This window comes from Stenotrophomonas forensis, assembly GCF_028752115.1.
In the GTDB taxonomy this organism is placed as follows: domain Bacteria; phylum Pseudomonadota; class Gammaproteobacteria; order Xanthomonadales; family Xanthomonadaceae; genus Stenotrophomonas; species Stenotrophomonas forensis.
Genome location: NZ_CP082270.1, coordinates 2,992,084 through 3,016,057, shown reverse-complemented (window position 1 = coordinate 3,016,057; position 23,974 = coordinate 2,992,084). Strand labels below are relative to the sequence as shown.

The window sequence follows — 23,974 nt, the reverse complement described above, 5'->3', positions numbered from 1 at the left end:
GCAGTGATCAGTGCCCATGGCCAAGAATCAGCGTTTGACCGGTGGCACCCGGGCTGCATCGGGCGGTGGTCAGGGCTGCACGTACATGTCGCTCCAGATGACGAAGGTCTCCGGTGTCATCTGTGCCTCCACTTCGGCACGCACGACTTCGCATACGGCGAGCAGCGCCGCCTGGCGTGGGTACGGAGCGTCCTGGCCGCCGGCGGCGGTCACTTCAGGTTCGCTGGCCAGCGCTGCCAACGTGTGTGCTGCATCCATCAGCTGCAGCAGCCGTGTGGTTGCCGTAGCGGGTGTGGCGGTGGCCGCGCGTTGGCCGCCAAGGGCGACCAGCGCGGCGGCGTACTTGCTGCGCAGGCGGTCGGCCAGTGCCGGGGCGAGCTGCAGCAGCCGGCGCGGGTGGGCGTTGTCGGCGATGTCGGCCAACTTCACCTTCAGGGCAAGTGGATGCTGGCGGATGCGCGCGTAGTACTGATCGGCATCAGCGGCGGTGTGCCGGCTGAGCAGGCTCACGGTGTCACGGATCGGCGCCGGGAACGCCTGCACCTGCGCCGCGTACTGGGGGCAGTCCTCGACCACGTCGTGCAGCCAGGCAGCCGCCTTGGCCATGTCATCGTCATGGATCGCCGCCGCCACGCGCGCCACGTGCTCGATATAGGGCTGTCCTGCCTTGTCCTGCTGCCCGGCATGGGCCTGGCTGGCCAATGCGCGTGCCTGCGCGACCCAGTCCATCGTTGGCTGCTGCATCGTCGGCTCCTGCGGATGAAAGATAAATTATCGCCCAATCGCGGTAGTGCCGAGGTTGACCCGCCGCAGGCGGCTGGGTAACGTGCGCGTGCCTGCAGCACGCAGGCGCCTGCCGAGTGTGGTTTTTCATGTTGGAGATTGCCGTCATCGGATAACCCTTCCCGTGTGTCTGCCGGGAGTGGTTATCGAATGCGTGTTCCCCTGGCCGGGTGCCGTTGGCAGCCCGTGTCGTCCGCATTTCCGATTACGCAGGATCTCTTTTCCCATGAATATCTCCCGAGCGGAGCAGAGGACGTTGCACGTTCTCGCCCAGGGCGGCTGCATTGCCTTCAGCCGCGACGGCTCCGGCCGTGTCCGCAGCGTTGAATGCTTCAATCGTGAAGGCCTGTTGCTGAGCGATTGCACGCTGGCCGTCTTCAAGAAGCTGAAGGACAAGCGCCTGATCAGTTCGCATGACGGTCGTCCCTACCGCATCAACCGCGCCGGACTGGTTGCGGTGCGCCCGCAGCTGGACAATCGCTGATGCACGCCATGGCGACCCTTTCCCTTCACCGCGTACCCGCTGCCCGGGTGCGCCGCATCGATCGAGGTGCCCCTTGAACTACACCCTCCGCAATGAAGCCGCGGCCGACGTCGCCGCCATCCATGCGCTGACAGCCGCAGCCTTCGCTACCGCCGAGCACAGCAGCCATACCGAACACTTCATCGTCGATGCACTGCGCGCGCGTGGCGAGCTGGCGGTTTCGCTGGTGGCCGAGGCCGATGGCGAGCGGGTTGGCCATGTCGCGGTTTCGCCGGTGGCGATCAGCGATGGCAGCAGCGGCTGGTTCGGCCTCGGTCCGATTTCGGTACTGCCCGGATGGCAAGGGCAGGGCATCGGTGCGGCGTTGATGCATGCCGCGCTTGAAGCCCTGCGCCAGCAAGGAGCACGGGGCTGCGTGCTGCTGGGCGAACCGGGCTATTACGGACGCTTCGGTTTCCGCGCCGAACCAGGCCTGATACTGCCGGGCGTGCCCGCGGAGTACTTCCAGGCCCTCTGCCTGCGCCCACCGATGGCGCAGGGCGAGGTGCAGTACTCACCGGCATTCGAGGCCACCTCCTGAGCCGGGCCTGGCGCGCTCCTGCTCAGGGCGCGCGCCAGGCGGTCGGTTCGGGTTGCGGCCTCGGAATGCGGTAGCCGCCGATATGCTCGAGCAGTTCGTTGGTGCGGCGCTGTTCGACCAGCACCTCGCGCAGCAGATTGCGCACGGCGAAGATGGCGAACGGCACCAGGATCCAGACCAGGCTGATGCCCAGCGCGAACAGGGTCAACAGGGCTTTTGCACCATCCATGCACGGCATTCCTCGATTCGAAGCGGCCACGCTAGCATGGGGCGGCTGCCGGAGAATGTCAGCCGTTGTGCCGCAGATGGATCAACGGATACGGGCGGCCCTGTGAATCCACAGGTGAGCGTCCGGTTTCGACAAAGCCCATGCGCAGGTAGAAACCCACGGCCTGCGCGTTCTGGGCGTTGACGTCGGTGCTCAGCTGCGGATGCAGGGCCAGTGCGTGCTGCAGCAGTTGGCGGCCGATGCCGGTGCCACGCACGTCCGGGTCGATGAACAGTGCTTCCATGTGGCTGCCGTCGATCAGCATGAAACCCAGTGGGCGATCCTGTGCATCAGCGGCGACGGTCATCGGTGCCTGCGGCAGGAAACCGGCCACTTCGGCATCGATGGCCTGGCGGTCTTCGGCGCTGAGGAAGTCGTGGGTGGCGTCGACGGCGCGACGCCACAGGTCGACGAGGGCGGCGCCGTCATCGGCGCGCGAGGGGCGCAGGGTGGTCATGGGTCACCAAGGTGCTTCGGAAGAATGTGCAGTATGCAGATTCCGGGCGATGGCTGCAGGCGTGGATTCATTCCCCGTTGCGATGGCGGATGAAGGGGCTGAACGCGGTTGCGTCCGCACGAAGCACGACGCCCTCCTCGAAGTCCTCGCTGTTGTTGAACGGCACGCTCGGCCATTGTTGCCAGTGCGCCAGCCGTTCACGGTAGTTGCCGGTGGCGGCCTCCAGCGCGGCATCGTGTGCCTGCACACGTTCGGGCGGAAGCCCGGAACGCACACCATGCACCACGTGCGGCTCCATCACCTCGAAGCCGACGTAGCGCAGGCTGTACATCAACGGCCACAGCTGCAGCCGGGTGTCGCCCTCGCGGCCGTCCACCGCGCATGCCCGCGCCGATGAGCCGGTGGTGACGCTCAGCAACGCTCGCTTGCCGCGCATCATGCCGTGCTCGTGGCGCTGCCGGCTGTTGTAGATCGGTCCGTAGACCAGCACGCGATCCAGCCAGCCCTTCAGCAAGGCCGGCGCCGCGAACCACCACAGCGGAAACTGCAGGATCAGCAGGTCGGTGGCCTGCAGCAGGCGCAGGTGGCGCTGCACCTCGGCCGGCAGCTGTCCCTGCTCGGCGCTGTGCCGCTGCTCGCGCTGCGCATCGAAGCGGCCGGGCCGCAGGCGCTGCGGATGGTGACGGGCCGCTTCCAGCGGGTCGAATGCATCCGCGTACAGGTCGATCATGTCCACCTGCAGGCCTTCATGTTGCAGCTGCTCGGTTGCCTGGGCAGCCAGATGGGCATTGAACGAGCGCGGTTCGGGATGGGCCAGCAGGATCAGGGCATGCATGCGGAAAGGGCGTGATGGAGTGTGCGACCATCCTCGCGAGGCCGGCGCACCCCGGCAATTACGCACCTTGAGGTAACCATGCCCTTTCCCGGCGATGTCTATGCGGCGGACTGCTCGGCGCGCGATGCGTTGGCGCTGATCTCCGGCAAGTGGGTGATGCTGCTGTTGCCTGCCTTGGCACAGGGCCCGATGCGCAATGGCGCGCTGCTGCGGAAGATCGAAGGCCTCTCGCAGAAAGTACTGACCCAGACCCTGCGGCAACTGGAGCGCAACGGCCTGGTTGAGCGCTGCGACCGGGGCAGCAAGCCGCTGCACGTGGAGTACCGGCTGACCGAGGTCGCGCGCAGCCTGGTCGACACGCTGGCTGCGCTGGACCGTTGGGCCGAGCACAACTTCCCCGCACTGGATGCGGCCCGCGATCGCTTCGACGCGCGTTAGCGACGCCTGCACGAGCCGGGGCGTACACTATCGCCCCGGCGGCCATCCTGGCCCAGCAACGACGCGAGAACCGCCATGACCGACACCCTGGGTGTACCGGTGCACGACGCCGATGAGCACTGGATGCGCCATGCACTGGCGCTGGCCGAACGCGCGCAGCGCGAGTTCGACGAGATTCCGGTCGGGGCGGTGCTGGTCGGCGCCGATGGCCAGCTGCTGGGCGAGGGCTGGAATCTCAACATCGCCTCGCACGATCCCAGCGCGCACGCCGAGATCGTGGCCATGCGGGCAGGGGGCAGGCTGCTGGCCAATCACCGGCTGCTTGGCAGCACCCTGTACGTGACCCTGGAGCCGTGTGCGATGTGCGCGATGGCGATCGTGCATGCGCGCGTCTCGCGCCTGGTCTACGGGGCCAGCGACCCCAAGACCGGAGCGTGTGGCAGCGTGTTCGATCTGCTCGGCGACGCCCGCCACAATCACCGCGTCGAGATCCACGGCGGCGTCCTGGCCAAGGAAGCCAGCACGCGCCTGACCAATTATTTCCGTGCCAAGCGGGGCAAGCCGCCGCTGCTGCTGGAAGGCCACGCCGACGAGGGCTGAACGGCGAACGGGTATGATGGGCGCCTCTTTCCCTATCCGGTAGGCCGCGCGCCTGCCCAGCAACGAGGCGACATAATGGCGGACAACGGCGCGGCCAACGAACGACTGATCTGGATCGACCTGGAAATGACCGGGCTGGATACCGACAACGATTCGATCATCGAGATTGCCACCGTGGTCACCGATGCCCAGCTCAACGTGCTGGCCGAAGGGCCGGAGTTCGCCATTCATCACCCGGTGGAAACACTGGAGGCGATGGATGAGTGGAACCGCAACCAGCACCGCCGTTCGGGCCTGTGGCAGCGTGTGGTGGACAGTACCACCACGCTTGGCCAGGCCGAGGCGCAGACGGTGAACTTCCTGGCGCAGTGGATTCCGGCCGGCCTGTCGCCGATGTGCGGCAACTCCATCTGCCAGGACCGCCGCTTCCTGCATCGCCAGATGCCGCGCCTGGAGAAGTACTTCCATTACCGCAACCTGGACGTGTCCACGGTGAAGGAACTGGCCAAGCGCTGGGCGCCGACCGTGGCCGCCGGGGTCGGCAAGAACAGCAACCATACCGCGCTGAGCGATGTGCACGACTCGATCGCCGAGCTGCGCCACTACCGCCAGTTCATGGGCGCGCTGTCGGGCCTGCCGACTGCTTGAACGACGCCACCGGGCATGGCCCGGCGCTACCGGGTGACTCGCGAACTGGTAGTGCCGGCCGCTGGCCGGCAATTCAGCGGCCTTCGTGACGTGTATCAGGTTGCCGGCCAGCGGCCGGCACTACCCTCCGTTCAACTCCCTGGCGCTAAGATCGGCGCCATGAACGAGCCCATCCTGCTCCCCCGCGACATCGCCCACGATGCCCGCGACTGGTCCGACCTGCAGCGGGCGGTCACCCTGCTGGAAGCCCCGACCCTGACCGCGCGCATGGCCAACCTGGTCGGCACGCCACTGGAATTCGCGGTGAAGGCGCTGCCCAAGGCGGTCTCCGGCCGTATCCATGGCGCGGTGCAGGCGGCGCTGTCGAAGTCGGCGCAGGCGGCGCTGTGGAGCATGGACAACAGCCCCGGCAAGGGCGCCTCCACGCGCTGGCACAAGCTGGCAGCGGCAACCTCGGGTGCGGTTGGCGGGGCCTTTGGCTTCGCCGCACTGTTCATCGAGCTGCCGGTGTCGACCACCATCATGATGCGCGCGGTGGCCGACGTGGCCCGCAGCGAGGGCTTCGACCTGTCCGAGTTCAGTACCCGCCAGGCCTGCCTGGAGGTGTTCGCGCTGGGCGGCAACTCGCCGCGCGATGACGCCAGCGAAACCGGCTACTACCTGGCCCGCGGCTTCACCACCGACGTGATGCGGCACCTGTCGGCCGAACTGGCCGGGCGCGTGGTGACGGGGCGCGACCTGACCCTGGGCGTGGCGCCGAAGGAAGCCGGCAAGCTGCTGGCGAAGATGGTGGAGAAGGTGGCCGCGCGTTTCGGCGTGGTGGTCACCGAAAAGTTCGCCGCACAGGCGGTGCCGATCGTGGGTGCGGCGGCCGGTGCAACGCTCAACACCATGTTCACCGATTACTACCAGGACATGGCGCGCGGCCACTTCATCGTGCGCCGGCTGGAACGCAAGTACGGCGAAGACGTGGTGCGCGCCTGCTACGACCGGGTGGCGCACGGTGGCGTGTTGATCGAGCCGACGCTGTAACCGGCTCGGGGGGCAGAGCCCTTTGCGTCGCAAAGGGATCCGACCCCAGGCCAGGCCATCCTTGCCTGCCGGGCACAACTGTTTTGCCACGATGCGCCTGTTGTGCTGCGGGCTCCATCCCCATCCTTGCGGGTACTCCCCCCGCAAGAGATTGCCGCCATGCTGTTCACCCCCCACCGCCTGGGCGCCCTGACCCTGCCCAACCGCATCGTGATGCCGCCGATGACACGCTCGCGTGCAACGGGCGGCAATGTCGCTACCGCCGAAATGGCCGCCTACTACGCGCAGCGTGCCAGCGCCGGCCTGATCGTCAGTGAAGGTACCCAGATCAGCCCGCAGGGCCAGGGCTATGCCTGGACGCCCGGCATCCACAGCGATGAGCAGGTGCAGGGCTGGCGCCAGGTGACTGATGCCGTGCATGCGGCCGGTGGTCGCATCTACGCGCAGCTGTGGCACGTCGGCCGGGTTTCGCACGTGGCCCTGCAGCCCGGGGGCGTGGCGCCGGTGTCTTCCTCGGCGTTGCTGGCCGAAGGCGTGAAGGTCTTCGTCGACCCGACCGGCGCAGGCCCCGATGCCGGTGTGGGCGAAATGATCCAGCATTCGATGCCGCGTGCACTGGCCGAGGATGAGATTCCGGGCATCATCGCCGACTACGCGCAGGCCGCCCGCAATGCGCTCGCTGCTGGCTTCGATGGCGTCGAACTGCACGGCGCCAATGGCTACCTGATCAACCAGTTCATCGACTCGCAGGCCAACCAGCGTACCGACGGCTACGGTGGCGCATTGCAGAACCGGCTGCGCTTCCTGCGCGAGGTGGTGCAGGCGGTGGTGGCGGTGGCCGGTGGTGAGCGCGTCGGCGTGCGCCTGGCGCCGCTGACCACGCTGCAGGGCGCGGTGGACGATACGCCGCAGGCGACTTACCTGGCGGCCGCGCACCTGCTGGGCGAACTTGGCGTGGGCTACCTGCATATCGCCGAGGCCGACTGGGATGATGCGCCGCTGATGCCAGTCGCGTTCAAGCAGGCGCTGCGCATGGTCTACCCGGGCACGCTGATCTATGCCGGCAAGTACACCACCGAGCGCGCCGAGCAGGCGCTGTCTGAGGGCTGGGCCGACCTGATCGGCTTCGGCCGGCCGTTCATCGCCAATCCGGATCTGCCCGAGCGCCTGCGCGCGGGTGCCGAATTGAACCCACCGGATCGGGCGACGTTCTTCGGCGGTGGTGCGGTCGGGTTTACCGATTACCCGGCGCTGGAAGCGGCCGTCGAGGCCTGACGCCGATGGCCGGTCTGCGCGGTTCCTGATAGTGCCGGCCGCTGGCCGGCATTCCCGGTGCTGCCTGTGGTGATGCCGGCCAGCGGCCGGCACTACCGTTGTGCGTCAGGGCTTGTCGCGCACCAGTGCATCGGCCTCGACCACGCCGCCATCCTTGCCATGCAGGTACAGGTGCATGTCCTGCTGCGGGTACGGAATGTTGATGCCGGCCTTGTCGAAGCCCAGCTTGAGCTGTTCCAGCAGCGTGACCTTGGTGCCGAACCAGTCGGCCGACTTCACGTAACAGCGGATGCCGAGGTTGATGGCGTGCGCGCCCAGCTCGTACACCACCACGTCCGGTACCGGCGTCTGCAGCACGCGCGGATCGGCCTTCATCAGTGCCAGCGCGGTGTCGCGCGCCAGCTGGATGTTGTCCTCGTAACCGATGCCGACCACCAGTTCGACGCGGCGCGTCGGCTCGGCGGTGAGGTTGATGATCGGCGCGGCGGTGATCAGCGTGTTGGGAATGGTGGTGTGCTGGTTGTCCGCGCCGGTGATGACGGTCTGGAAGATGCGCACTTCGCGCACGGTGCCGGTCTGCCCGGCCACGGTCACCACATCGCCAACGCGGAACGGGCGCAGGGTCACCAGCATCACCCCGGAGGCGATGTTGGACAGCGAATCCTTCAATGCCAGGCCGACGGCCAGGCCGGCGGTGCCGAGCACGGCCAGCAGCGGGGAAATCGGTACGCCCAGCGTATTGATGGCCAGCACGACCACGATGACCAGCGAGGCCGAATACACCACGTTTCGCATGAAATTGCCGAGCATCGGGTCCATGCCGACCCTTGCCGTTGCACGCGGCAGGGTATTGGACACCCGTCTTGCAAGCCACATGCCGACCAGCAGCACCACGATGGCGGCAAGCAGCGGCACGCCGTAGGTTTCGAACAGGCGTTCCCAATCCAGCGAATGTAACCAGGTCGTGGCGGGGGCGGTGACAGCAATCATGCGGGCTCCTTTGCAGCAGTCGTCATGGCGTATGCGAACGCCAGAAACAGGCACGCCCCGCAGAGGCGGGGCGTGCATGCAGCTGCAGTATGGGCGGACGCCAATGAAAGCGACGTCAGCCCATCAATGGATCAACCATTGGCCTTGTGCTTGGCCAGGCGCAGCCAGGTGTCGACCACGGTATCCGGGTTCAACGACACCGACTCGATGCCTTCCTGCATCAGCCATTCGGCCAGATCCGGATGGTCGGACGGGCCCTGGCCGCAGATGCCGACGTACTTGCCCTTGGCACGTGCCGACTTGATCGCCATCGACAGCAGCTTCTTCACTGCCGGGTTACGTTCGTCGAACAGGTGCGCGACGATCGACGAATCGCGGTCCAGGCCCAGGCTGAGCTGGGTCAGGTCGTTGGAGCCGATCGAGAAGCCGTCGAAGATCTCCAGGAACTCATCGGCGAGCAGTGCGTTGGACGGCACTTCGCACATCATGATGATCTTCAGGCCGTTCTCGCCCTGCTTCAGGCCGTTCTGTTCCAGTACCTCGATGACCTTGCGGCCTTCTTCCAGGGTGCGCACGAACGGAATCATGACCCACAGGTTGTCCAGGCCCATTTCGTTGCGCACGCGCAGCACGGCCTTGCACTCCAGCGCGAAGGCGGCCGAGAAGCTCGGGTCGACGTAACGGCTGGCGCCGCGGAAGCCGATCATCGGGTTCTCTTCGTGCGGCTCGTAGTTGCTGCCGCCGATCAGGTTGGCGTACTCGTTGGACTTGAAGTCCGACAGACGCACGATCACGGCGTTCGGGGCGACCGAGGCGGTGAGGGTGGCGATGCCTTCGGCCAGGCGGTCCACGTAGAAGCTGACCGGATCACCGTAGCCGGCGATCTTCTCGTCGATCTTCTTCTTGGTCGCCGCGTCCTGGCGGTCGTACTCCAGCAGCGCGTTCGGGTGGATGCCGATGTGGCTGGCGATGATCATTTCCAGGCGGGCCAGGCCGATGCCGGCGTTCGGCAGCTGGCCGAAGTCGAAGGCACGTTCCGGGTTGGCCACGTTCATCATGATCTTCAGCGGTGCCGGTGGCATGTTGCCCAGATCGGTGGTGGTGCGTTCGAAGCCGAGCTTGCCTTCGTAGATGAAGCCGGTATCACCTTCAGCGCAGCTGACGGTGACCAGCTGGCCATCTTCGATGACCTTGGTCGCGTTGCCCGAACCGACCACGGCCGGCACGCCCAGCTCGCGCGCGATGATCGCGGCGTGGCAGGTGCGGCCACCGCGGTTGGTGACGATGGCCGAGGCGCGCTTCATCACCGGTTCCCAGTCGGGGTCGGTCATGTCGGCGATCAGCACGTCGCCCGGCTGCACGCGGTTCATGTCGTCCAGCGTCTTGACCACGCGGGCCACGCCCGAACCGATCTTGGCGCCGACGGCGCGGCCCTCGGCCAGCACGTTGCCGCCCTTCTCGGTCAGCGCGAAGCGCTCGATCTGGGTCGCGTGGCTGCGCGACTTCACCGTTTCCGGGCGCGCCTGCACGATGAACAGCTTGCCGCTGACACCGTCCTTGGCCCACTCGATGTCCATCGGGCGGCCGTAGTGCTTTTCGATGACCAGGGCCTGCTTGGACAGTTCCTGCACGTCCTCGTCGCTGATCGAGAAGGTGTTGCGCAGTTCGGCCGGGGTGTCCTCGATCCTGACGCGCTCGCCGGGGACATCCGAATACACCATGCGGATCGCCTTGCTGCCGAGCGAGCGGCGCAGGATCGCCGGCTTGCCGGCCTGCAGGGTGGGCTTGTAGACGTAGTACTCGTCCGGGTTGACCGCGCCCTGCACGACCATTTCGCCCAGGCCGAACGAAGAGGTGACGAACACCACGTCGCGGAAGCCGGACTCGGTGTCCAGGGTGAACAGCACGCCGGAGGAACCGACGCCCGAACGCACCATCAGCTGCACGCCGGCCGACAGGAACACGTCTTCATGCTTGAAGCCGTGGTGCACGCGGTAGGCGATGGCACGGTCGTTGTACAGCGAGGCGAACACTTCCTTGACCTTGTGCACGACATCGTCGGCACCGGTGACGTTGAGGAAGGTTTCCTGCTGGCCGGCGAAGGACGCATCCGGCAGATCCTCGGCGGTGGCCGACGAGCGCACGGCCACGGCCACGTCGCCGCCGCCGTTGTCGGCGCTCAGCTGGGCGTAGGCGGTGCGGATGTCCTGGTCCAGCTGCGGCTGCAGCGGGGCATCGATCACCCAGGTGCGGATTTCCTTGCCCGCGGCGGTCAGCGCGTTGACGTCCTCGACGTCCAGCGTGGCCAGCTTGTCGAAGATGCGCTTGGACAGGTCGTTGTGCGCGATGAAGTCCTTGAAGGCTTCAGCGGTGGTGGCATAACCGCCCGGCACCGACACGCCCAGACCGGCAAGGTTGCCGATCATCTCGCCCAGCGACGAATTCTTGCCGCCTACGCGGGCCAGGTCGGCCAGACGCAGTTCGTGCAACCACAGGATGTTCTCGTTCAAGCGCGATGCTCCGTTTGGCCATCGCCCGAGGCGGGCTGGAATGGCCGCGTCCGTAGGAAGAAGCCGATATGATGCCGGGCAGACCACCGTTGGCACAAGCTTGTGCTGACGGCCTTTTTAGGCTTCGTAGGGGGTAAAAGCGCGCATGTCGACCATCCGTCCGGTGTTCTACGTTTCCGATGGAACCGGTATCACCGCTGAAACCATTGGGCATAGCCTGCTGACCCAGTTCTCCGGGTTCAGCTTCATTACCGACCGCATGTCGTTTGTCGACGACCCCGAAAAGGCGCGTGAAGCCTGTGCCCGGATCCAGGCGGCAGGGGAGCGGTACCAGGTCCGGCCGATCGTGGTGAACTCCTGCGTGGACCAGAGCCTGAGCCTGATCCTGGCCGACAGCGGGGCGCTGATGCTGGATGTGTTCGCACCGTTCATCGAGCCGCTGGAACGCGAGCTGGCCAGCCCGCGCCTGGCGCGGGTCGGCCAGGCCCACGGCATGGTCGATTTCGACACCTACCACCGCCGCATCAACGCGATGAACTTCGCCCTGACCCATGACGATGGCATCGCGGTGAACTACGACGATGCCGACGTGATCCTGGTGGCGGTGTCGCGCGCCGGCAAGACGCCCACCTGCATCTACCTGGCCCTGCATTACGGCGTGCGCGCGGCCAACTACCCGCTGACCGACGAAGACCTGGAAAGCGACCGCCTGCCGCCGCGCCTGCGCAACTACCGGCGCAAGCTGTTCGGGCTGACCATCGACCCGGACCGCCTGCAGCAGATCCGCCAGGAACGGCGCCCGAATTCGCGCTACGCCAACCTGGATACCTGCAAGCGCGAGGTGGCCGCGGCCGAAGTGATGTTCCAGATGGAGCGCATTCCGACGCTGAGCACCACCCACACCTCGATCGAGGAGATTTCCAGCAAGGTGCTGGCTACGCTGGGGCTGCAGCGCGAGCTGTATTGATCCGTGCACCACGACCAACGGTCGTGGCCTACCTACGTGGCGGGCATTGCCCCTCCTCCACGGTGGGTATCGACCGTTGGTCGATACCGAGCCCCTTTGGTCGGGGCGATCCCGCCCCCACGTTGAAGCACCAACGTGTAGGATCGACCCATGGCCCACGCCTCGCCCCGCACCGAACGTATCCCCCGCCTGAGCCGGCTGAGCTGGCTCATGGGCCTGTACGCGGAAAACTACCGCCACCTGGTGCGCCTGTTCGCGCCGGCCGAGCTGGTTGCGGGCAGCTACATCTCTTCGGTGGGTGATGGCCTGGACGTGCGCCTGGACGTGATCGAATGCCACCGCTACACGGTGGAACTGCGCCTGACCTACGACCTGGCCGACCCGGTCACCGGCGAGCCCGATCCGTCGGCCTATGTGCGCCTGTACCGCGACGCGCGCCAGGCCGAGACCACCCACTGCTACGTCGGCCGCCGCTGGCAGGACACGATGGGCCTGTATCCGCCGCCGGCGGAGCTGATCAGCCACCGCATGCGGATGAACACCTTCCTCGGCAAGTGGCTGGAATACCTGGCCGAGCGCGGCCACGGTGTCGCCACCCTGCGTCGCGATCCCGACGGCATCCCCACGCCGACCGAGCGCCGCCTGTCGCTGGTGCGCTGATCGGCCATAATCCGGGGCTGACCTGCCGCTGGATGCTGCCCCATGCCGTACACCCCGATCGTCGCCACCCTGGGCTACGTGCTTTCGCCTGATCGTCGCCAGGTGCTGATGATCCACCGCAATACCCGCCCGGGAGACCACCACCTGGGCAAGTACAACGGGCTGGGCGGCAAGATCGAAGCGGACGAGGACGTGGCCGCGAGCATGCGCCGCGAGATCCAGGAGGAGGCCGGCATCGACTGCACCGGCATGCGCCTGCGCGGCACCATCAGCTGGCCCGGCTTCGGCAAGCACGGCGAGGATTGGCTCGGCTTCGTGTTCGTCATCGATGGCTTCGAAGGTACTCCGCACGGTGGCAACCATGAAGGCACGCTGGAGTGGGTGGAGCTGGACAAGCTGGACACGCTGCCGATGTGGGAGGGCGACCGCAATTTCCTGCCGCTGGTGTTCGATGCCGACCCGCGCCCTTTCCACGGCGTGATGCCGTACAAGGACGGCCGCATGGTGAGCTGGTCCTTCAGCCGGCTGTAACCCGGCGAATCGGGTGGGTGCCGACCTTTCGGGTGGGTGCCAACCCTTCTGGTGGATGCCAACCTTGGTTGGCACGCTCTTCCGGCCAATTAATACCCGGACAATATTGACAGTCTCAAATTACCCGGGCAATATTTGCGCATCGCCTCCGATGCCCTTGCCATGCCTGCGTCCCGACTTCCTCAGTTCAGCTGTTTCGACGGCCATCGCCTGGTGGCGTCCGGTACCCCGGAAGTCGCCGCGTTGGCGCTGAAACAGCTGCGCGCCGACAACGCCGCCGGTCCGCTGCTGGTGTTCGACAACGCCACCGGCCGCACCCGCGATTTCGATACGCGCGGCACGGATGCGCAGCTGCTGGCGCGGGTGGCCGAGGCGTTCCCGCCGGCCGTGGAAGCGGATCCGGAAACCCCGGTCGACGATACACCTGCAATCCCACGCGGCCGCGGTCGACCCAAGCTGGGCGTGGTTGCCCGCGAAGTGACACTGCTGCCGCGCCATTGGGCGTGGCTGGCCGAACAGCCGGGCGGGGCCTCGGTGGTGCTGCGCAGGCTGGTGGAATCGGCCAGCCGTGCCGGCGCGGACAGGGATCGGCAGCGCCGGGACAGCGAGCGTGCCTATCACTTCCTGCAGACCATCGGCGGCGACCTGCCGGGCTTCGAGGACGCCATCCGCCTCCTGTTCGCGCATGACCGCGCGGGTTTTGAAACGGCATTGCACGCGTGGCCCGACGACGTGCGCACGCATGCCCTGCGCCTGGCGTTCGATGACCCTGCCAGCACTGCCGACGGCTGAAACACCCCGCGCTCGCTGAGCGAGCGCTTCACCTGATCGCGGGCCACGGCCCGTTCCCTTCGTGCGCGCTCTTTGCTGGCTGAAACGCCGGGCAGGGCGCCGCTTTGCCCAGAGACTCCGATGAACCCTCCTGCATCTCCTGCTGCGCCGGTTGCGCAGCCGCTGTGGCGCACCTATCTGACCCTGCTGCTTCCGATGCTGCTGACCAATGCGCTGCAGTTGGCCGCAGGCACACTGGACAACATCTATCTGGGGCACCTGCTTGGCACGCAGGCCGTGGCCGCCGCCGCCGCATTCTTCCCGGCTTTTTTCCTGCTGCTGGCGCTGGTGATGGGCCTGGCGACCGGTGCGATGGTGCTGATCGGCCAGGCCTGGGGCGCCGGTCGGCCACACCAGGCGCGAGCGGTGGCAGGCAGCGCGGTGGCGCTGGTGCTGTCGCTGTCGGTGCTGGCGATGGCGGTGGGCGGCCTCTTCGCGCCGCAGCTGCTGGCAGCACTGGGTACGCCGGCACCGATCCTGGACGAGGCCATCGCCTATGCGCGCGTGTTGTTGCTGGGGGCGCCGGCCTTCTTCCTGCTGTGGCTGGCGACCGCCGTAAGCCGCGCGGTGGGCGATGCGAAGACGCCATTGCACGCGCTGCTGCTGGCCACAGGGGTGGGCCTGTTGTGCACGCCACTGCTGATCCTGGGCTGGGCCGGCCTGCCGCGGCTGGGTGCGGCCAGTGCGGCGGTATCGGCGGTGTTCGCTTCGCTGCTGGGCCTGGTCTGGTTGCTGTGGCGCTGGCATCGTCTGGCACACCCGTTGGCGCCGGGCCATGATCTGCTGCGCGCCATCCGTTTCGATCGGGGGCTGATCCGCTCGATGCTGCGCATCGGCCTACCGTCCTCGCTGCAGATGTTCAGCCTGGCCATTGCCGAGATCGTGTTGCTGGGCTGGATCAACCGCTACGGCTACACGGCCACGGCGGCCTACGGTGCGGTCAACCAGTTGATGAGCTGGGTGCAGTTGCCAGCCATGTCGCTGGGCATCACCGCCACCATCCTTGCGGCCCACGCGATGGGCGCGGGGCGTGCGGCGCGGTTGCCGGCCATCGCCCGCACCGGCGTGCTGCTGGGGCTGGCGTTGCTGGCGGCGGTGGTGATGCTGGTGATGGCATTGGCGCCCTGGCTGAGCGGCCTGATCCTGGCGGCGCCGGAGGTGCGCGAACTGGCCGCGCTGCAGCTGCGTACGGTGGTCTGGGGCGTGCTGGCAATGGGTGTCACCGCGGTGCTGGTCGGGGTGATGCGTGGCAGCGGCACGGTTTTGCTGCCAGCGTTGCTGGGCATGTCGGCGGTGTTGCTGGTGGAACTGCCGCTGGCGATGTGGCTGCAGGCGCGGCATGGGCTGGCCGGGCTGTGGTGGGCGTGGCCGCTGGGATTGCTGGCGATGCTGGTGATGCAGGTGTTCTGTTTCGCGCGTTGGCGGCGACGGGTGCAAGGCGGGTAATACCGGCCGCTGGCCGGCAACGCGGAACGGTCGGGGCAGCCGGCCAGCGGCCGGCTCTACCACGTCAGCGCCGCTGTGCCAGCAGCAGATGGAAGTGCTTTTCGCGGGCCTGGCCATCGTTGCCGGGCGCGGTTTCGCGGTGGCTGCGCCAGGCAGAAACGCCGAACCCGGCGACACGCAGCGCCAGCTCCACTGCATCCAGCTCGTGCAGCTGGAAATCGGCGGTGAACGGCAGGCTGCGCATGAAGGCGGCATCGCCGAAGGCCAGGCATAGCCGGCCACCCGGGCGCACGACCCGTGCCAGTTCGCCCAGCACCGGCGCCAGGTCTGGCCAGAAGTACAGGGTGTTGACGGCCAGTGCCGCATCCATCGCGGCATCGGCGATCGGCAGGGCATGGGCGTCGCCATGGCGCATCCCGGCCCGCTCGGCCAGCCCGGCGGCGACGAGCTGCCGGTTGCCGGCCTCGACCATGGCGCTGGACAGTTCGATGCCCAGGTAGCGGCTGTCGCTGGCCTGCAGAAGCAGCGGCGCAAACGCAGCGTTGCCGGGGCCGATCTCCAGCACCCGTTCGCCTGAGGTCACCGCCAGCAGGCCGATCGCGGCCCGGTTGAGCGCGCCATTGCTGCGGTTCATCGATTCGGCCACAGCCTGTGCGGCGTCGCCGTGGGGGTGCCGCAGCTGCGCGGCCAGGGTGGAAGCATCCAGCATCATCATCGTCCGTCGCGGGAATCTGGACGTGGCGGCGGCGGGGTCCGCCGACGACCATAGCGCTGCCTTCGCAGCTTGGGAAGTAGGGGAACCCCGCTTCAGGGTGATGAGTAAATGTCCAGCGTCGCAGTCGGTGAGATCTGGTTGTCCACAGGGGGTGTGGATTACGCGTGGGCAACTTTGTGGATAAGCGGCGACAGGCGCCACCCCCCTAGGCTGTCAAGATGGGTGGCGAAAAATTCACCGCCAGTGAGGACAGGTGAGGGAGCAGTGAAGGATCGGCGCGGCCAGTGCTGTCGCCAGCGGCGGCGCTCGCGGTAACCTGTGGGCCTTGATGCTCCGTGAGACCCCATGAAACGTCACTTCTCGATGCTGCGCGAATTCCAGCTGGCCGACTGGTTCACCCTGGCCAATGCTTTCTGCGGCACCGGTGCGGTGTTCGCCGCAATGCGCTTCCTGCAGGACGGCGAGCGCGGCTACCTGATGTTCGGCATGGCGCTGATCCCGCTGGCCTTCATCTTCGACGCGCTGGACGGGCGCATCGCGCGCTGGCGCAAATCCAGCTCCACCCTGGGCCGCGAGCTGGATTCGCTGTCGGACGTGATCTCCTTCGGTGTGGCCCCGGCCGCACTGGCCTATGCCTGTGGCATGCAGGGCGGGTGGGACTGGCTGGTGCTGAGCTATTTCGTCTGCTGCGGCGTCAGCCGCCTGGCGCGCTACAACGTCACCGCCGAGGCAATGACGGGCGACGAGGGCAAGGTCACGTATTTCGAGGGCACCCCGATCCCGACCAGCCTGGTACTGGTGATCGTGCTGGCGATCGCGGCAGGCACCGGCGCCATCGGCCAGGAAATCTGGTTCGGCCAATGGCAGATCGGCCCGTGGCAGCTGCACCCGATGGTGCTGCTGTTCGCCCTGTCCGGGTCGCTGATGATCAGCAAGACCCTGCGTATTCCCAAGCCATGACCCAGCCCTGCGGAGGCCTGCGATGACCAGCTCGGCCCACGACGCCGGCAGCAGCGATTTCGAAGCCCTGGCCCGGCAGTACTTCGGCGCCTGGGGAGATGCCCTGCGCCACGCGGCGACGCCTGGCGCCCCGGCTGGCGATGGCCCGGGCAGCTGGCAGCGGCTGTTCGACGAGTGGGGCCAGCTGCTGCCCGAACAGGGGCCGGGCGCGCCGGAAGACGCGGTGCGCCGGTTCCGCGAACAGGCCGGTAGCTGGTACGGCACCATGCAGGACGTGGCCGCGCGATTCGCCGGCCGCGACGCCAGCAGCGCCGACGTGGCCCAGGCCTGGCGCGAGGCGGTGCAGGGGCAGGGTGATGGCATGCTGCAATGGATGCTGCAGGGCGCTCGTGGCAGCACCCACGCCGGCGCCGCCGTGCCCGAATTCGCCGCCTGGCTGCAGCAGTTCCAGCTGCAGGCGGGCCCGTGGCTGCAGAGCCCGGCATTTGGTCCGGGCCGTGAGCACCAGGCGCGCTGGCAGGCGCTGCTGCGCGCGCAGGAGGAATACCAGCAACATTCGCGCGCCTACGTCGAGCAGATCAAGCAGGCGCTGGACGAGGCCTTCGCGTTGTTCGAGCAGCGCCTGGCCCAGCACGAGCAGCCCGGCAGCCAATTGACCAGCGCCCGCGCGATGTTCGACCTGTGGATCGAAGTGGCCGAAGAGGCCTACGCCAAGGTCGCCATGTCCGAGCCGTTCCAGCAGGTGTACGCCTCGCTGGGCAACGCACAGATGCGCCTGCGCGCCGGCCTGCAGCGCGAGGTGGAACAGATGAGTGAGCGCATCGGCCTGCCGACCCGCAGCGAGATGGACGCCGCGCACCGCCGCATCGCCGAGCTGGAGCGCAGCCTGCGCCGCCTGCAGGCGCAGGTGGCGGTGCTGGCCGGTACCGCCACCGTGGATCCCGTGGCGCAGCCGGCGCCGGCGAAAGTGAAGCCGGCCGCGCGCAAGGCGGTGAAGAAGGCCGCACCTGCCAACAAGGCGGCCCCCAGCAAGGCGCCTGCAAAAAAAGTGCCCGCAAGGAAGGCGCCTGCGAAGAAGGCCGCCGCCCGCACCTCGTCACGGACGCGTGACCGATGAAGGGACCGCTGGGCTTCAACGCCGACGACCTGATGCAGGAAACCCTGGCCATGCAGCGCAAGCTGCTGGAAGGGCTCACGCTGCTGCCGCAGGTGGAGGACGTGGATTATGGCGTGACCGCCCGCGAGGAAGTCTGGCGCGACGGCAAGGTGGTGCTGTATCGCTTCGTGGGCGAACAGGCGCCGACCCGGCGCACGCCGCTGTTGATTGTCTACGCGCTGGTCAACCGGCCGTACATGGTCGATCTGCAGGCTGATCGCTCACTGGTGCAGAAGCTACTGGCGCTGGGCCAGGACGTATACGTGCTGGACTGGGGCTACCCGGACCGCTCCGAACGCTTCCAGACCCTGGAGGATTATCTGCTGCGCTATATCGATGGCGCGGTGGACGTGTTGCGCCAGCGCAGTGGTGGACCGGTGGACCTGCTCGGCATCTGCCAGGGCGGCGTGTTCGCGCTGTGCTACGCCGCGCTGCGCCGGCACAAGCTGGGCAAGCTGATCACCATGGTCACCCCGGTCGATTTCCAGACCGCCGACAACATGCTCTCGCACTGGGCGCGGCAGGTGGACGTGGACCTGCTGGTCGACACGCTGGGCAACATCCCGGCCGATCTGATGAATGCCAGCTACCTGATGCTCAAGCCGTTCCGCCTGAACGTGCAGAAGTACGTGGGCCTGCTCGACATCCTCGATGACAAGGCCGCGCTGGAGGATTTCCTGCGCATGGAGAAGTGGATCTTCGACTCACCGGATCTGGCAGGCGAAGCGTTCCGTGACTTCATCAAGCAGTTCTACCAGGGCAATGGATTGGTGAATGGCACGGTGCGGATCGGCGAGGAGGCGGTGGATCTGTCGCAGGTGACCCTGCCGGTGCTGAACATCTACGCCGAGCAGGACCATCTGGTGCCGCCGGATGCGTCGCGTGCGATGCGCGGGCGTCTGGGCACCGAGGACTACACCGAGTCCAGTTTCCGCGGCGGCCATATCGGCATTTACGTGTCCGGTCGCGCACAACGCGAAGTGCCGGCCACGATCGATGGCTGGCTGAAGGCTCGCGACCTGTAGAGTCGAGCTTGCTCGACTGCCCTTGGGGGGATGATGACGTACCGGATTTCGTTGATTCTTGCCGCACTGCTGGCGGCACCCCTGGCCCACGCCGCCCCTGGCCCGCAGGCGCAACGCGAGATCGCCCAGTTGATCTCCAGCCTCGACGGTTCGCAGTGCCGGTTCCAGCGCAATGGCAGCTGGTACGACGGCAGCGATGCGCGCGCGCACCTGCAGCGCAAGTACGACTACCTGCTGAAGAAGGACATGGTCGACAGCGCCGAGCAGTTCATCGAGCGCGCGGCCAGCCAGAGCAGCATGAGCGGCAAGCCCTATCGCATCCAATGTCCCGGGCAGCCTGAACAGACGGCTGCGGCCTGGTTCGGCGCCCGCCTGCAGGCCCTGCGCCAACGCGCGCCGTAGACATGGCCGGGGTGTAGAGTCGAGCCGCGCTCGACTGCGCTTTCTGGTTCCCGAGGAGATGCCACCATGAACACCACACCACGCACGCTGTCGCGTTCACTGAACGACCGCATGATTGCCGGCGTGATGGGTGGCATTGCCCATCGCTTTGGCTGGAACGCCACACTGGTACGGATCGTGTTCGTGCTGGTCTCGATCGGCTCGGCGGCCTTCCCCGGCATCCTGGTCTACCTGATCCTGTGGCTGCTGATCCCGAACGAGGCCGATTGAACGCCGCCTCCCGGCCCTGGCCACTCTGGCTGCGCGCGCTGCAGGTGCTGGGCGCGGTGTGGACGCTGCCCAATACGCTGATCGGCCTGATCGGTGGCCTGGCGGGCCTGCTGGGTGGGGCGACGCTGCGCTGGAGCGCCCGCGACTGTGCACTCATCTTCGATCACTGGCCGTGGGGGCCGGGCGGGGCGATCACGCTGGGCAATGTGATCCTGCATACCGGACACGACCTGGGCATGTCCTGTCGCACCTATGCGCATCAGGCCGGGTGGGGCGTGGAGCCGCTGATCCGGCTGGACGACCACGAGCGCGCGCACGTCTACCAGTACCTGGTGCTGGGACCGTTGTACCTGCCGGTGTACCTGCTGTGCGGCGGGGTGAGCGCGCGCAATCCGTTCGAGCGCGCGGCGGATCATTACGCCCGGTTCGGGCAGGGTTGGTGGCCGTAGGTTTCCAGCCAACGGCGCAGCCCCTCGTGGGTTGGTCGCGGAATGCCTGCTTCCTGGGGGCTGGCCGGGTGGGTGGGGCTGGCGGGGACGCCGTGAACCCATCCATGGGGGCTTAGCCGCGGCATCCATGCCGCGGATACCCCGCCACCCCCACCCACCCGGCCGCTGACAGTTTCCGTGCGCGTCCAGCCACGGAAAAGAAAAAAGAAGATCAAAAGCAGAAGCGGCCTGGCCGGCTGCTTTGTTGCTTCCTGTAGAGCCAAGCGATGCCTGGCTCACGAGCAAGCGCAGTGCGCGACCCGCTTTTGCTGTTCTTTTTCTTCTCCGTGGGTGGACGCGCACGGAAACTGTCAGGGGGCGGTCGGGATGGGTTCGCGGGACCGTTGGCGCCATGGATGGCGCCATCGAGCCCCCATGGACGGGTTTACGGCGTGTCCCGCGAGCCCACCCCGACCGACCCAATCACATGAAGCGCATTTCGCGGCCAAGCCACGAGGGGCTGCGCCGTTGGCGGGAATCCCCCGGGATTCGTTAGCCGGAAGTTAAAGATCCGTAAGCATTCTGCTGCGATCCCGCAGTCATCTGCATGCAACCGATCGTCATTAGCCTTCGTGACGTTCCAGTCAGGTTCGACGCGGTAAGCTCTCCCTCGATGAGCTCGCAGCATCGCTCATCGAGTGCAGTACGCAGTAGCAATTTGGAGGAATACATCACATGGCAATCGTTCTTTATGTCGGTGGTAGCAAGGATGGCGAGAAGGGCGTGGTGCCCTACGGCTTCAGCAAATCCCGCGCCGACACCGCGCTGGGGCCGGAGTTCTACACGGAGCGGTTCATGGAACTGCAGGGTGTCGGCAAGGTCCGCCTGATGGCCCTGGAAAGCATGCGTGACGACATCGTCATGCAGCGCGCCGCCCGCCACTACCGCTGACCTTCGCAACACGCGGCAGGGCGCGCCCACCATCGTGCGCCCGCGCCGGCATCCCAGCCCAGGGCCGGTCCGCGCCCTCTCTCCGCCAGGATGCCGGCGTCCACTCCGGGTACGCCGCTGAACCTCGCCGCCTGTCAATGCCTTGTCCGGCTCCGTCGTCGGTTGCCAGAATGGGGTCTTCCCGTAACGCGGCACAGACCTGAAGCAATGCACGACGCCAAGAACGCCCAGAGCGCGCTCGCCCAGCAGATCGCCCAGACCATCGCCGACGAGATCGGTGCCCAGTCCGCCCAGGTACGTGCCGCCGTCGGCCTGCTCGACGAGGGCGCCAGCGTTCCGTTCATCGCGCGCTACCGCAAGGAAGTGACCGGGGGCCTGGATGACACCCAGCTGCGCAACCTGGAAGTGCGCCTGACCTACCTGCGCGAACTGGAAGACCGGCGCGCGGCGGTGCTGGCCAGCATCGGCGAGCAGGGCAAGCTCAGCGACGAACTGCGCAACGACATCCTGGCGGCCGATACCAAGAGCCGGCTGGAAGACCTGTACCTGCCGTACAAGCCCAAGCGCCGTACCCGCGCGCAGATCGCCCGCGAGGCCGGGCTGGAGCCGCTGGCCGATGGCCTGCTGGCCGACCCGACGCAGGACCCGCAGGTGTTTGCTGCCAGCTTCGTCGATACCGAAAAGGGCGTGGCCGATACCAAGGCAGCGCTGGAGGGCGCGCGCGCGATCCTGATGGAGCGCTGGGGCGAAGACGCCGCGCTGGTGGGTGAGCTGCGCACCTGGCTGGGCGAAACAGGGGTGATCCGCGCCCGCGTGGCCGAGGGCAAGGAAACCGAAGGCGCCAAGTACCGCGACTATTTCGAGCATGCCGAGGCACTGGCGAAGATCCCGTCGCACCGGTTGCTGGCGCTGTTCCGTGCGCGGCGCGAGGAAATCCTGTTCCTGGAGCTGGACCCGGGCAACGATGCCGAGGTCGGCCACCAGTACGCCGAAGGGCGCGTGGCGCGCAAGGCCGGCATCGCCGACCAGGGCCGAGCCGCTGACCGCTGGCTGCTGGATGCCTGCCGCCTGACCTGGCGCGCCAAGCTGCACACCCACCTGTTGCTGGACCTGTTCAACCAGGCCCGCGAGAAGGCCGAAGCCGAGGCCATCGCAGTCTTCGGCGACAACCTCAAGGATCTGCTGCTGGCCGCGCCGGCCGGCCCGAAGACCGTGCTGGGCCTGGACCCGGGCATCCGCACCGGCTGCAAGATCGCCGTGGTCGACGCCACCGGCAAGCTGGTCGCGACCGATACCATCTACCCGCACGAGCCGCGCCGGCAGTGGGACCAGTCGCTGCAGACGATCAAGCAGCTGTGCGCCAAGCACAACGTGGAACTGATCGCGATCGGTAACGGCACCGCCAGCCGCGAGACCGACAAGCTGGCCGGTGAAGCGATCAAAGCGGCCGCCAACCCGAAGCTGCAGAAGGTGGTGGTCAGCGAGGCCGGCGCGTCGGTGTACTCGGCGTCCGAGTTCGCCGCCAGGGAATTTCCGGGCCTGGACGTGTCGCTGCGCGGCGCAGTGTCGATCGCGCGCCGACTGCAGGATCCGCTGGCCGAACTGGTCAAGATCGAACCCAAGGCGATCGGCGTCGGCCAGTACCAGCACGACGTGGACCAGTACCGCCTGGCGCGGGCGCTGGATGCGCGGGTCGAGGATTGCGTGAACGCCGTTGGCGTCTACGTGAACACGGCCTCGGCGGCGCTGCTGTCACGCGTGTCCGGCCTGTCGGCCACGGTGGCCGAGAACATCGTCCGCCATCGGGACGACAACGGCCCGTTCAAGCGCCGCAAGGACCTGCTGAAGGTCGCGCGCCTGGGCGAAAAGACCTTCGAGCAGTGCGCCGGCTTCCTGCGCATCGCTGATGGCGACCAGCCGCTGGATGCCTCGGCCGTTCACCCGGAAGCCTACCCGGTAGTGGAGCGCATCGTGGCCAGCACGGCGCGCCCGATCAAGGCGCTGATCGGCGACGGCAGCTTCCTGCGCGGGCTGAAGGCCGAGCAGTTCACCGATGCCACCTTCGGCGTGCCGACCGTGCGCGACATCCTCAAGGAACTGGAGAAGCCGGGTCGTGACCCGCGCCCCGAGTTCAAGGCGGCGCGTTTCGCCGAGGGCGTGGAGGACATCAAGGACCTGCGCGAGGGCATGGTGCTGGAAGGCGTGGTCAGCAACGTGGCGGCCTTTGGGGCCTTTGTCGATATCGGCGTGCACCAGGACGGCCTGATCCACATCTCGGCGCTGTCTGATACGTTCGTGAAAGACCCGCGTGACGTGGTCAAGGCCGGTGACATCGTCAAGGTGAAGGTGCTGGAGGTGGACGTGGCGCGCAAGCGCATCGCCCTGACCCGGCGCCTGGACGACATCCCCGGCCAGGCCACCAGCCGCCCGGGCCAGCGCGACGAGCGCGGCCAGGGGCAGGGGCCGCGCCGTGACGCGGGCGGCCAGAACCGTGGGCCGAACCGCGGCCAGGGCAATGGCGGCCGCCCCGGCGCGTCGGCAGCACCGGCCAACAATGCCCTGGCCGAAGCCTTCGCCCGCGCCAAGCGCAGTTGAGGATCGTGGCCCCCGTCACGGTTGATCCGGGGCGGGGGGCTTGTCGGTTTTCCCCGTGATTGCGCACACTGGCGCTTGAGGGGAGGCGTTCGGCCCCCCCCGCTGTCGCTGGGGAGGGCCATGACGCCAGCACGACC

General features: G+C 67.3%; 27 protein-coding genes. 20 read left to right on the top strand and 7 right to left on the bottom strand.

The window, feature by feature from the left end; genetic code table 11:
- Positions 1–69: 69 nt before the first annotated feature.
- Complete coding sequence (locus K5L94_RS14035; RefSeq protein WP_274510678.1) at positions 70–744, bottom strand: HD domain-containing protein; 675 nt, start codon at positions 742–744, stop codon at positions 70–72.
- A 265-nt stretch (positions 745–1,009) separates the two neighbouring features.
- Here K5L94_RS14035 and K5L94_RS14030 point away from each other — a divergent pair, with 265 nt between their 5' ends.
- Both K5L94_RS14030 and K5L94_RS14025 read left to right on the top strand, forming a co-directional pair.
- On the top strand, positions 1,010–1,267 hold the full coding sequence (locus tag K5L94_RS14030; protein WP_274510677.1) for a YjhX family toxin: 258 nt from the start codon (positions 1,010–1,012) through the stop codon (positions 1,265–1,267).
- A gap of 73 nt (positions 1,268–1,340) precedes the next feature.
- Positions 1,341–1,847, top strand: coding sequence for a GNAT family N-acetyltransferase (locus K5L94_RS14025; RefSeq protein WP_274510676.1), 507 nt, complete (start codon positions 1,341–1,343; stop codon positions 1,845–1,847).
- 22 nt (positions 1,848–1,869) lie between these two features.
- Here K5L94_RS14025 and K5L94_RS14020 read toward each other — a convergent pair whose 3' ends face one another.
- From K5L94_RS14020 to K5L94_RS14010, 3 genes are all read right to left on the bottom strand, one after another.
- Positions 1,870–2,076, bottom strand: coding sequence for a hypothetical protein (locus tag K5L94_RS14020; protein WP_006452125.1), 207 nt, complete (start codon positions 2,074–2,076; stop codon positions 1,870–1,872).
- 58 nt (positions 2,077–2,134) lie between these two features.
- The gene (locus K5L94_RS14015) at positions 2,135–2,572 is read right to left on the bottom strand and encodes an acetyltransferase (protein ID WP_053450149.1); all 438 of its coding nucleotides are present in this window, start codon (positions 2,570–2,572) and stop codon (positions 2,135–2,137) included.
- Positions 2,573–2,639: 67 nt separating this feature from the next.
- Positions 2,640–3,407 carry an NAD(P)H-dependent oxidoreductase gene (locus K5L94_RS14010; RefSeq protein ID WP_274510675.1) on the bottom strand — a complete coding sequence of 256 codons (768 nt, stop codon included), beginning with the start codon at positions 3,405–3,407 and terminating at the stop codon, positions 2,640–2,642.
- 78 nt (positions 3,408–3,485) lie between these two features.
- Here K5L94_RS14010 and K5L94_RS14005 point away from each other — a divergent pair, with 78 nt between their 5' ends.
- The 5 genes from K5L94_RS14005 (at position 3,486) to K5L94_RS13985 (ending at position 7,400) form a co-directional block, all read left to right on the top strand.
- Entirely contained in the window at positions 3,486–3,845 is a 360-nt protein-coding gene (locus K5L94_RS14005; protein ID WP_053510287.1) for a winged helix-turn-helix transcriptional regulator, read from the top strand.
- A 75-nt stretch (positions 3,846–3,920) separates the two neighbouring features.
- Positions 3,921–4,445 carry a tRNA adenosine(34) deaminase TadA gene (tadA, locus tag K5L94_RS14000; RefSeq protein ID WP_053450147.1) on the top strand — a complete coding sequence of 175 codons (525 nt, stop codon included), beginning with the start codon at positions 3,921–3,923 and terminating at the stop codon, positions 4,443–4,445.
- 75 nt (positions 4,446–4,520) lie between these two features.
- Positions 4,521–5,093, top strand: coding sequence for an oligoribonuclease (gene orn, locus K5L94_RS13995; RefSeq protein ID WP_008268480.1), 573 nt, complete (start codon positions 4,521–4,523; stop codon positions 5,091–5,093).
- A gap of 159 nt (positions 5,094–5,252) precedes the next feature.
- Positions 5,253–6,125 carry an EcsC family protein gene (locus tag K5L94_RS13990; protein WP_053450146.1) on the top strand — a complete coding sequence of 291 codons (873 nt, stop codon included), beginning with the start codon at positions 5,253–5,255 and terminating at the stop codon, positions 6,123–6,125.
- A 159-nt stretch (positions 6,126–6,284) separates the two neighbouring features.
- Entirely contained in the window at positions 6,285–7,400 is a 1,116-nt protein-coding gene (locus K5L94_RS13985) for an alkene reductase (protein WP_164087393.1), read from the top strand.
- 105 nt (positions 7,401–7,505) lie between these two features.
- Here the strand turns inward: K5L94_RS13985 and K5L94_RS13980 are convergent, their stop codons facing one another.
- Positions 7,506–8,390, bottom strand: a complete 885-nt coding sequence (locus tag K5L94_RS13980) for a mechanosensitive ion channel family protein (RefSeq protein WP_053450144.1) — start codon at positions 8,388–8,390, stop codon at positions 7,506–7,508.
- Positions 8,391–8,521: 131 nt separating this feature from the next.
- The gene (gene ppsA, locus K5L94_RS13975) at positions 8,522–10,900 is read right to left on the bottom strand and encodes a phosphoenolpyruvate synthase (RefSeq protein WP_164087392.1); all 2,379 of its coding nucleotides are present in this window, start codon (positions 10,898–10,900) and stop codon (positions 8,522–8,524) included.
- 145 nt (positions 10,901–11,045) lie between these two features.
- Between ppsA and ppsR the strand changes: the two genes are divergently transcribed.
- The 5 genes from ppsR to K5L94_RS13950 all read left to right on the top strand — a co-directional run bounded on the left by ppsR (position 11,046) and on the right by K5L94_RS13950 (position 15,335).
- Entirely contained in the window at positions 11,046–11,867 is an 822-nt protein-coding gene (gene ppsR / locus K5L94_RS13970) for a posphoenolpyruvate synthetase regulatory kinase/phosphorylase PpsR (protein WP_006452040.1), read from the top strand.
- A gap of 150 nt (positions 11,868–12,017) precedes the next feature.
- The gene (locus tag K5L94_RS13965) at positions 12,018–12,527 is read left to right on the top strand and encodes a DUF1249 domain-containing protein (protein WP_274510674.1); all 510 of its coding nucleotides are present in this window, start codon (positions 12,018–12,020) and stop codon (positions 12,525–12,527) included.
- Between the two features lie 42 nt (positions 12,528–12,569).
- A complete protein-coding gene (locus K5L94_RS13960; RefSeq protein ID WP_053450141.1) occupies positions 12,570–13,058 on the top strand; it encodes an NUDIX hydrolase in 489 nt (162 codons plus the stop codon).
- Positions 13,059–13,220: 162 nt separating this feature from the next.
- Positions 13,221–13,850 (top strand): DUF2239 family protein, encoded by a 630-nt coding sequence (locus K5L94_RS13955; RefSeq protein ID WP_274510673.1) that lies wholly within the window; start codon positions 13,221–13,223, stop codon positions 13,848–13,850.
- A 120-nt stretch (positions 13,851–13,970) separates the two neighbouring features.
- Complete coding sequence (locus K5L94_RS13950) at positions 13,971–15,335, top strand: MATE family efflux transporter (protein ID WP_180880161.1); 1,365 nt, start codon at positions 13,971–13,973, stop codon at positions 15,333–15,335.
- Between the two features lie 64 nt (positions 15,336–15,399).
- On the opposite strand, the gene K5L94_RS13945 is transcribed toward K5L94_RS13950, so the two are convergent.
- The gene (locus tag K5L94_RS13945) at positions 15,400–16,050 is read right to left on the bottom strand and encodes a class I SAM-dependent methyltransferase (RefSeq protein ID WP_180880205.1); all 651 of its coding nucleotides are present in this window, start codon (positions 16,048–16,050) and stop codon (positions 15,400–15,402) included.
- Between the two features lie 345 nt (positions 16,051–16,395).
- Here K5L94_RS13945 and K5L94_RS13940 point away from each other — a divergent pair, with 345 nt between their 5' ends.
- The 8 genes from K5L94_RS13940 (at position 16,396) to K5L94_RS13905 (ending at position 23,837) form a co-directional block, all read left to right on the top strand.
- The gene (locus tag K5L94_RS13940) at positions 16,396–17,010 is read left to right on the top strand and encodes a CDP-alcohol phosphatidyltransferase family protein (protein ID WP_006452013.1); all 615 of its coding nucleotides are present in this window, start codon (positions 16,396–16,398) and stop codon (positions 17,008–17,010) included.
- Positions 17,011–17,032: 22 nt separating this feature from the next.
- Positions 17,033–18,127, top strand: a complete 1,095-nt coding sequence (gene phaE / locus K5L94_RS13935; protein ID WP_274510672.1) for a class III poly(R)-hydroxyalkanoic acid synthase subunit PhaE — start codon at positions 17,033–17,035, stop codon at positions 18,125–18,127.
- Positions 18,124–19,191, top strand: a complete 1,068-nt coding sequence (locus tag K5L94_RS13930; protein ID WP_053450137.1) for a class III poly(R)-hydroxyalkanoic acid synthase subunit PhaC — start codon at positions 18,124–18,126, stop codon at positions 19,189–19,191. The genes phaE and K5L94_RS13930 overlap by 4 nt, the downstream gene beginning before the upstream one ends.
- Positions 19,192–19,224: 33 nt before the next feature.
- The gene (locus K5L94_RS13925; RefSeq protein WP_053511285.1) at positions 19,225–19,593 is read left to right on the top strand and encodes a YfeK family protein; all 369 of its coding nucleotides are present in this window, start codon (positions 19,225–19,227) and stop codon (positions 19,591–19,593) included.
- Positions 19,594–19,659: 66 nt separating this feature from the next.
- Positions 19,660–19,863, top strand: a complete 204-nt coding sequence (locus K5L94_RS13920; protein WP_006452007.1) for a PspC domain-containing protein — start codon at positions 19,660–19,662, stop codon at positions 19,861–19,863.
- A complete protein-coding gene (locus K5L94_RS13915; protein ID WP_053511281.1) occupies positions 19,860–20,312 on the top strand; it encodes a hypothetical protein in 453 nt (150 codons plus the stop codon). The genes K5L94_RS13920 and K5L94_RS13915 overlap by 4 nt, the downstream gene beginning before the upstream one ends.
- A gap of 714 nt (positions 20,313–21,026) precedes the next feature.
- A complete protein-coding gene (locus tag K5L94_RS13910; protein WP_006452005.1) occupies positions 21,027–21,242 on the top strand; it encodes a hypothetical protein in 216 nt (71 codons plus the stop codon).
- Positions 21,243–21,449: 207 nt separating this feature from the next.
- Positions 21,450–23,837 (top strand): Tex family protein, encoded by a 2,388-nt coding sequence (locus tag K5L94_RS13905; RefSeq protein WP_274510671.1) that lies wholly within the window; start codon positions 21,450–21,452, stop codon positions 23,835–23,837.
- Positions 23,838–23,974: the final 137 nt, after the last annotated feature.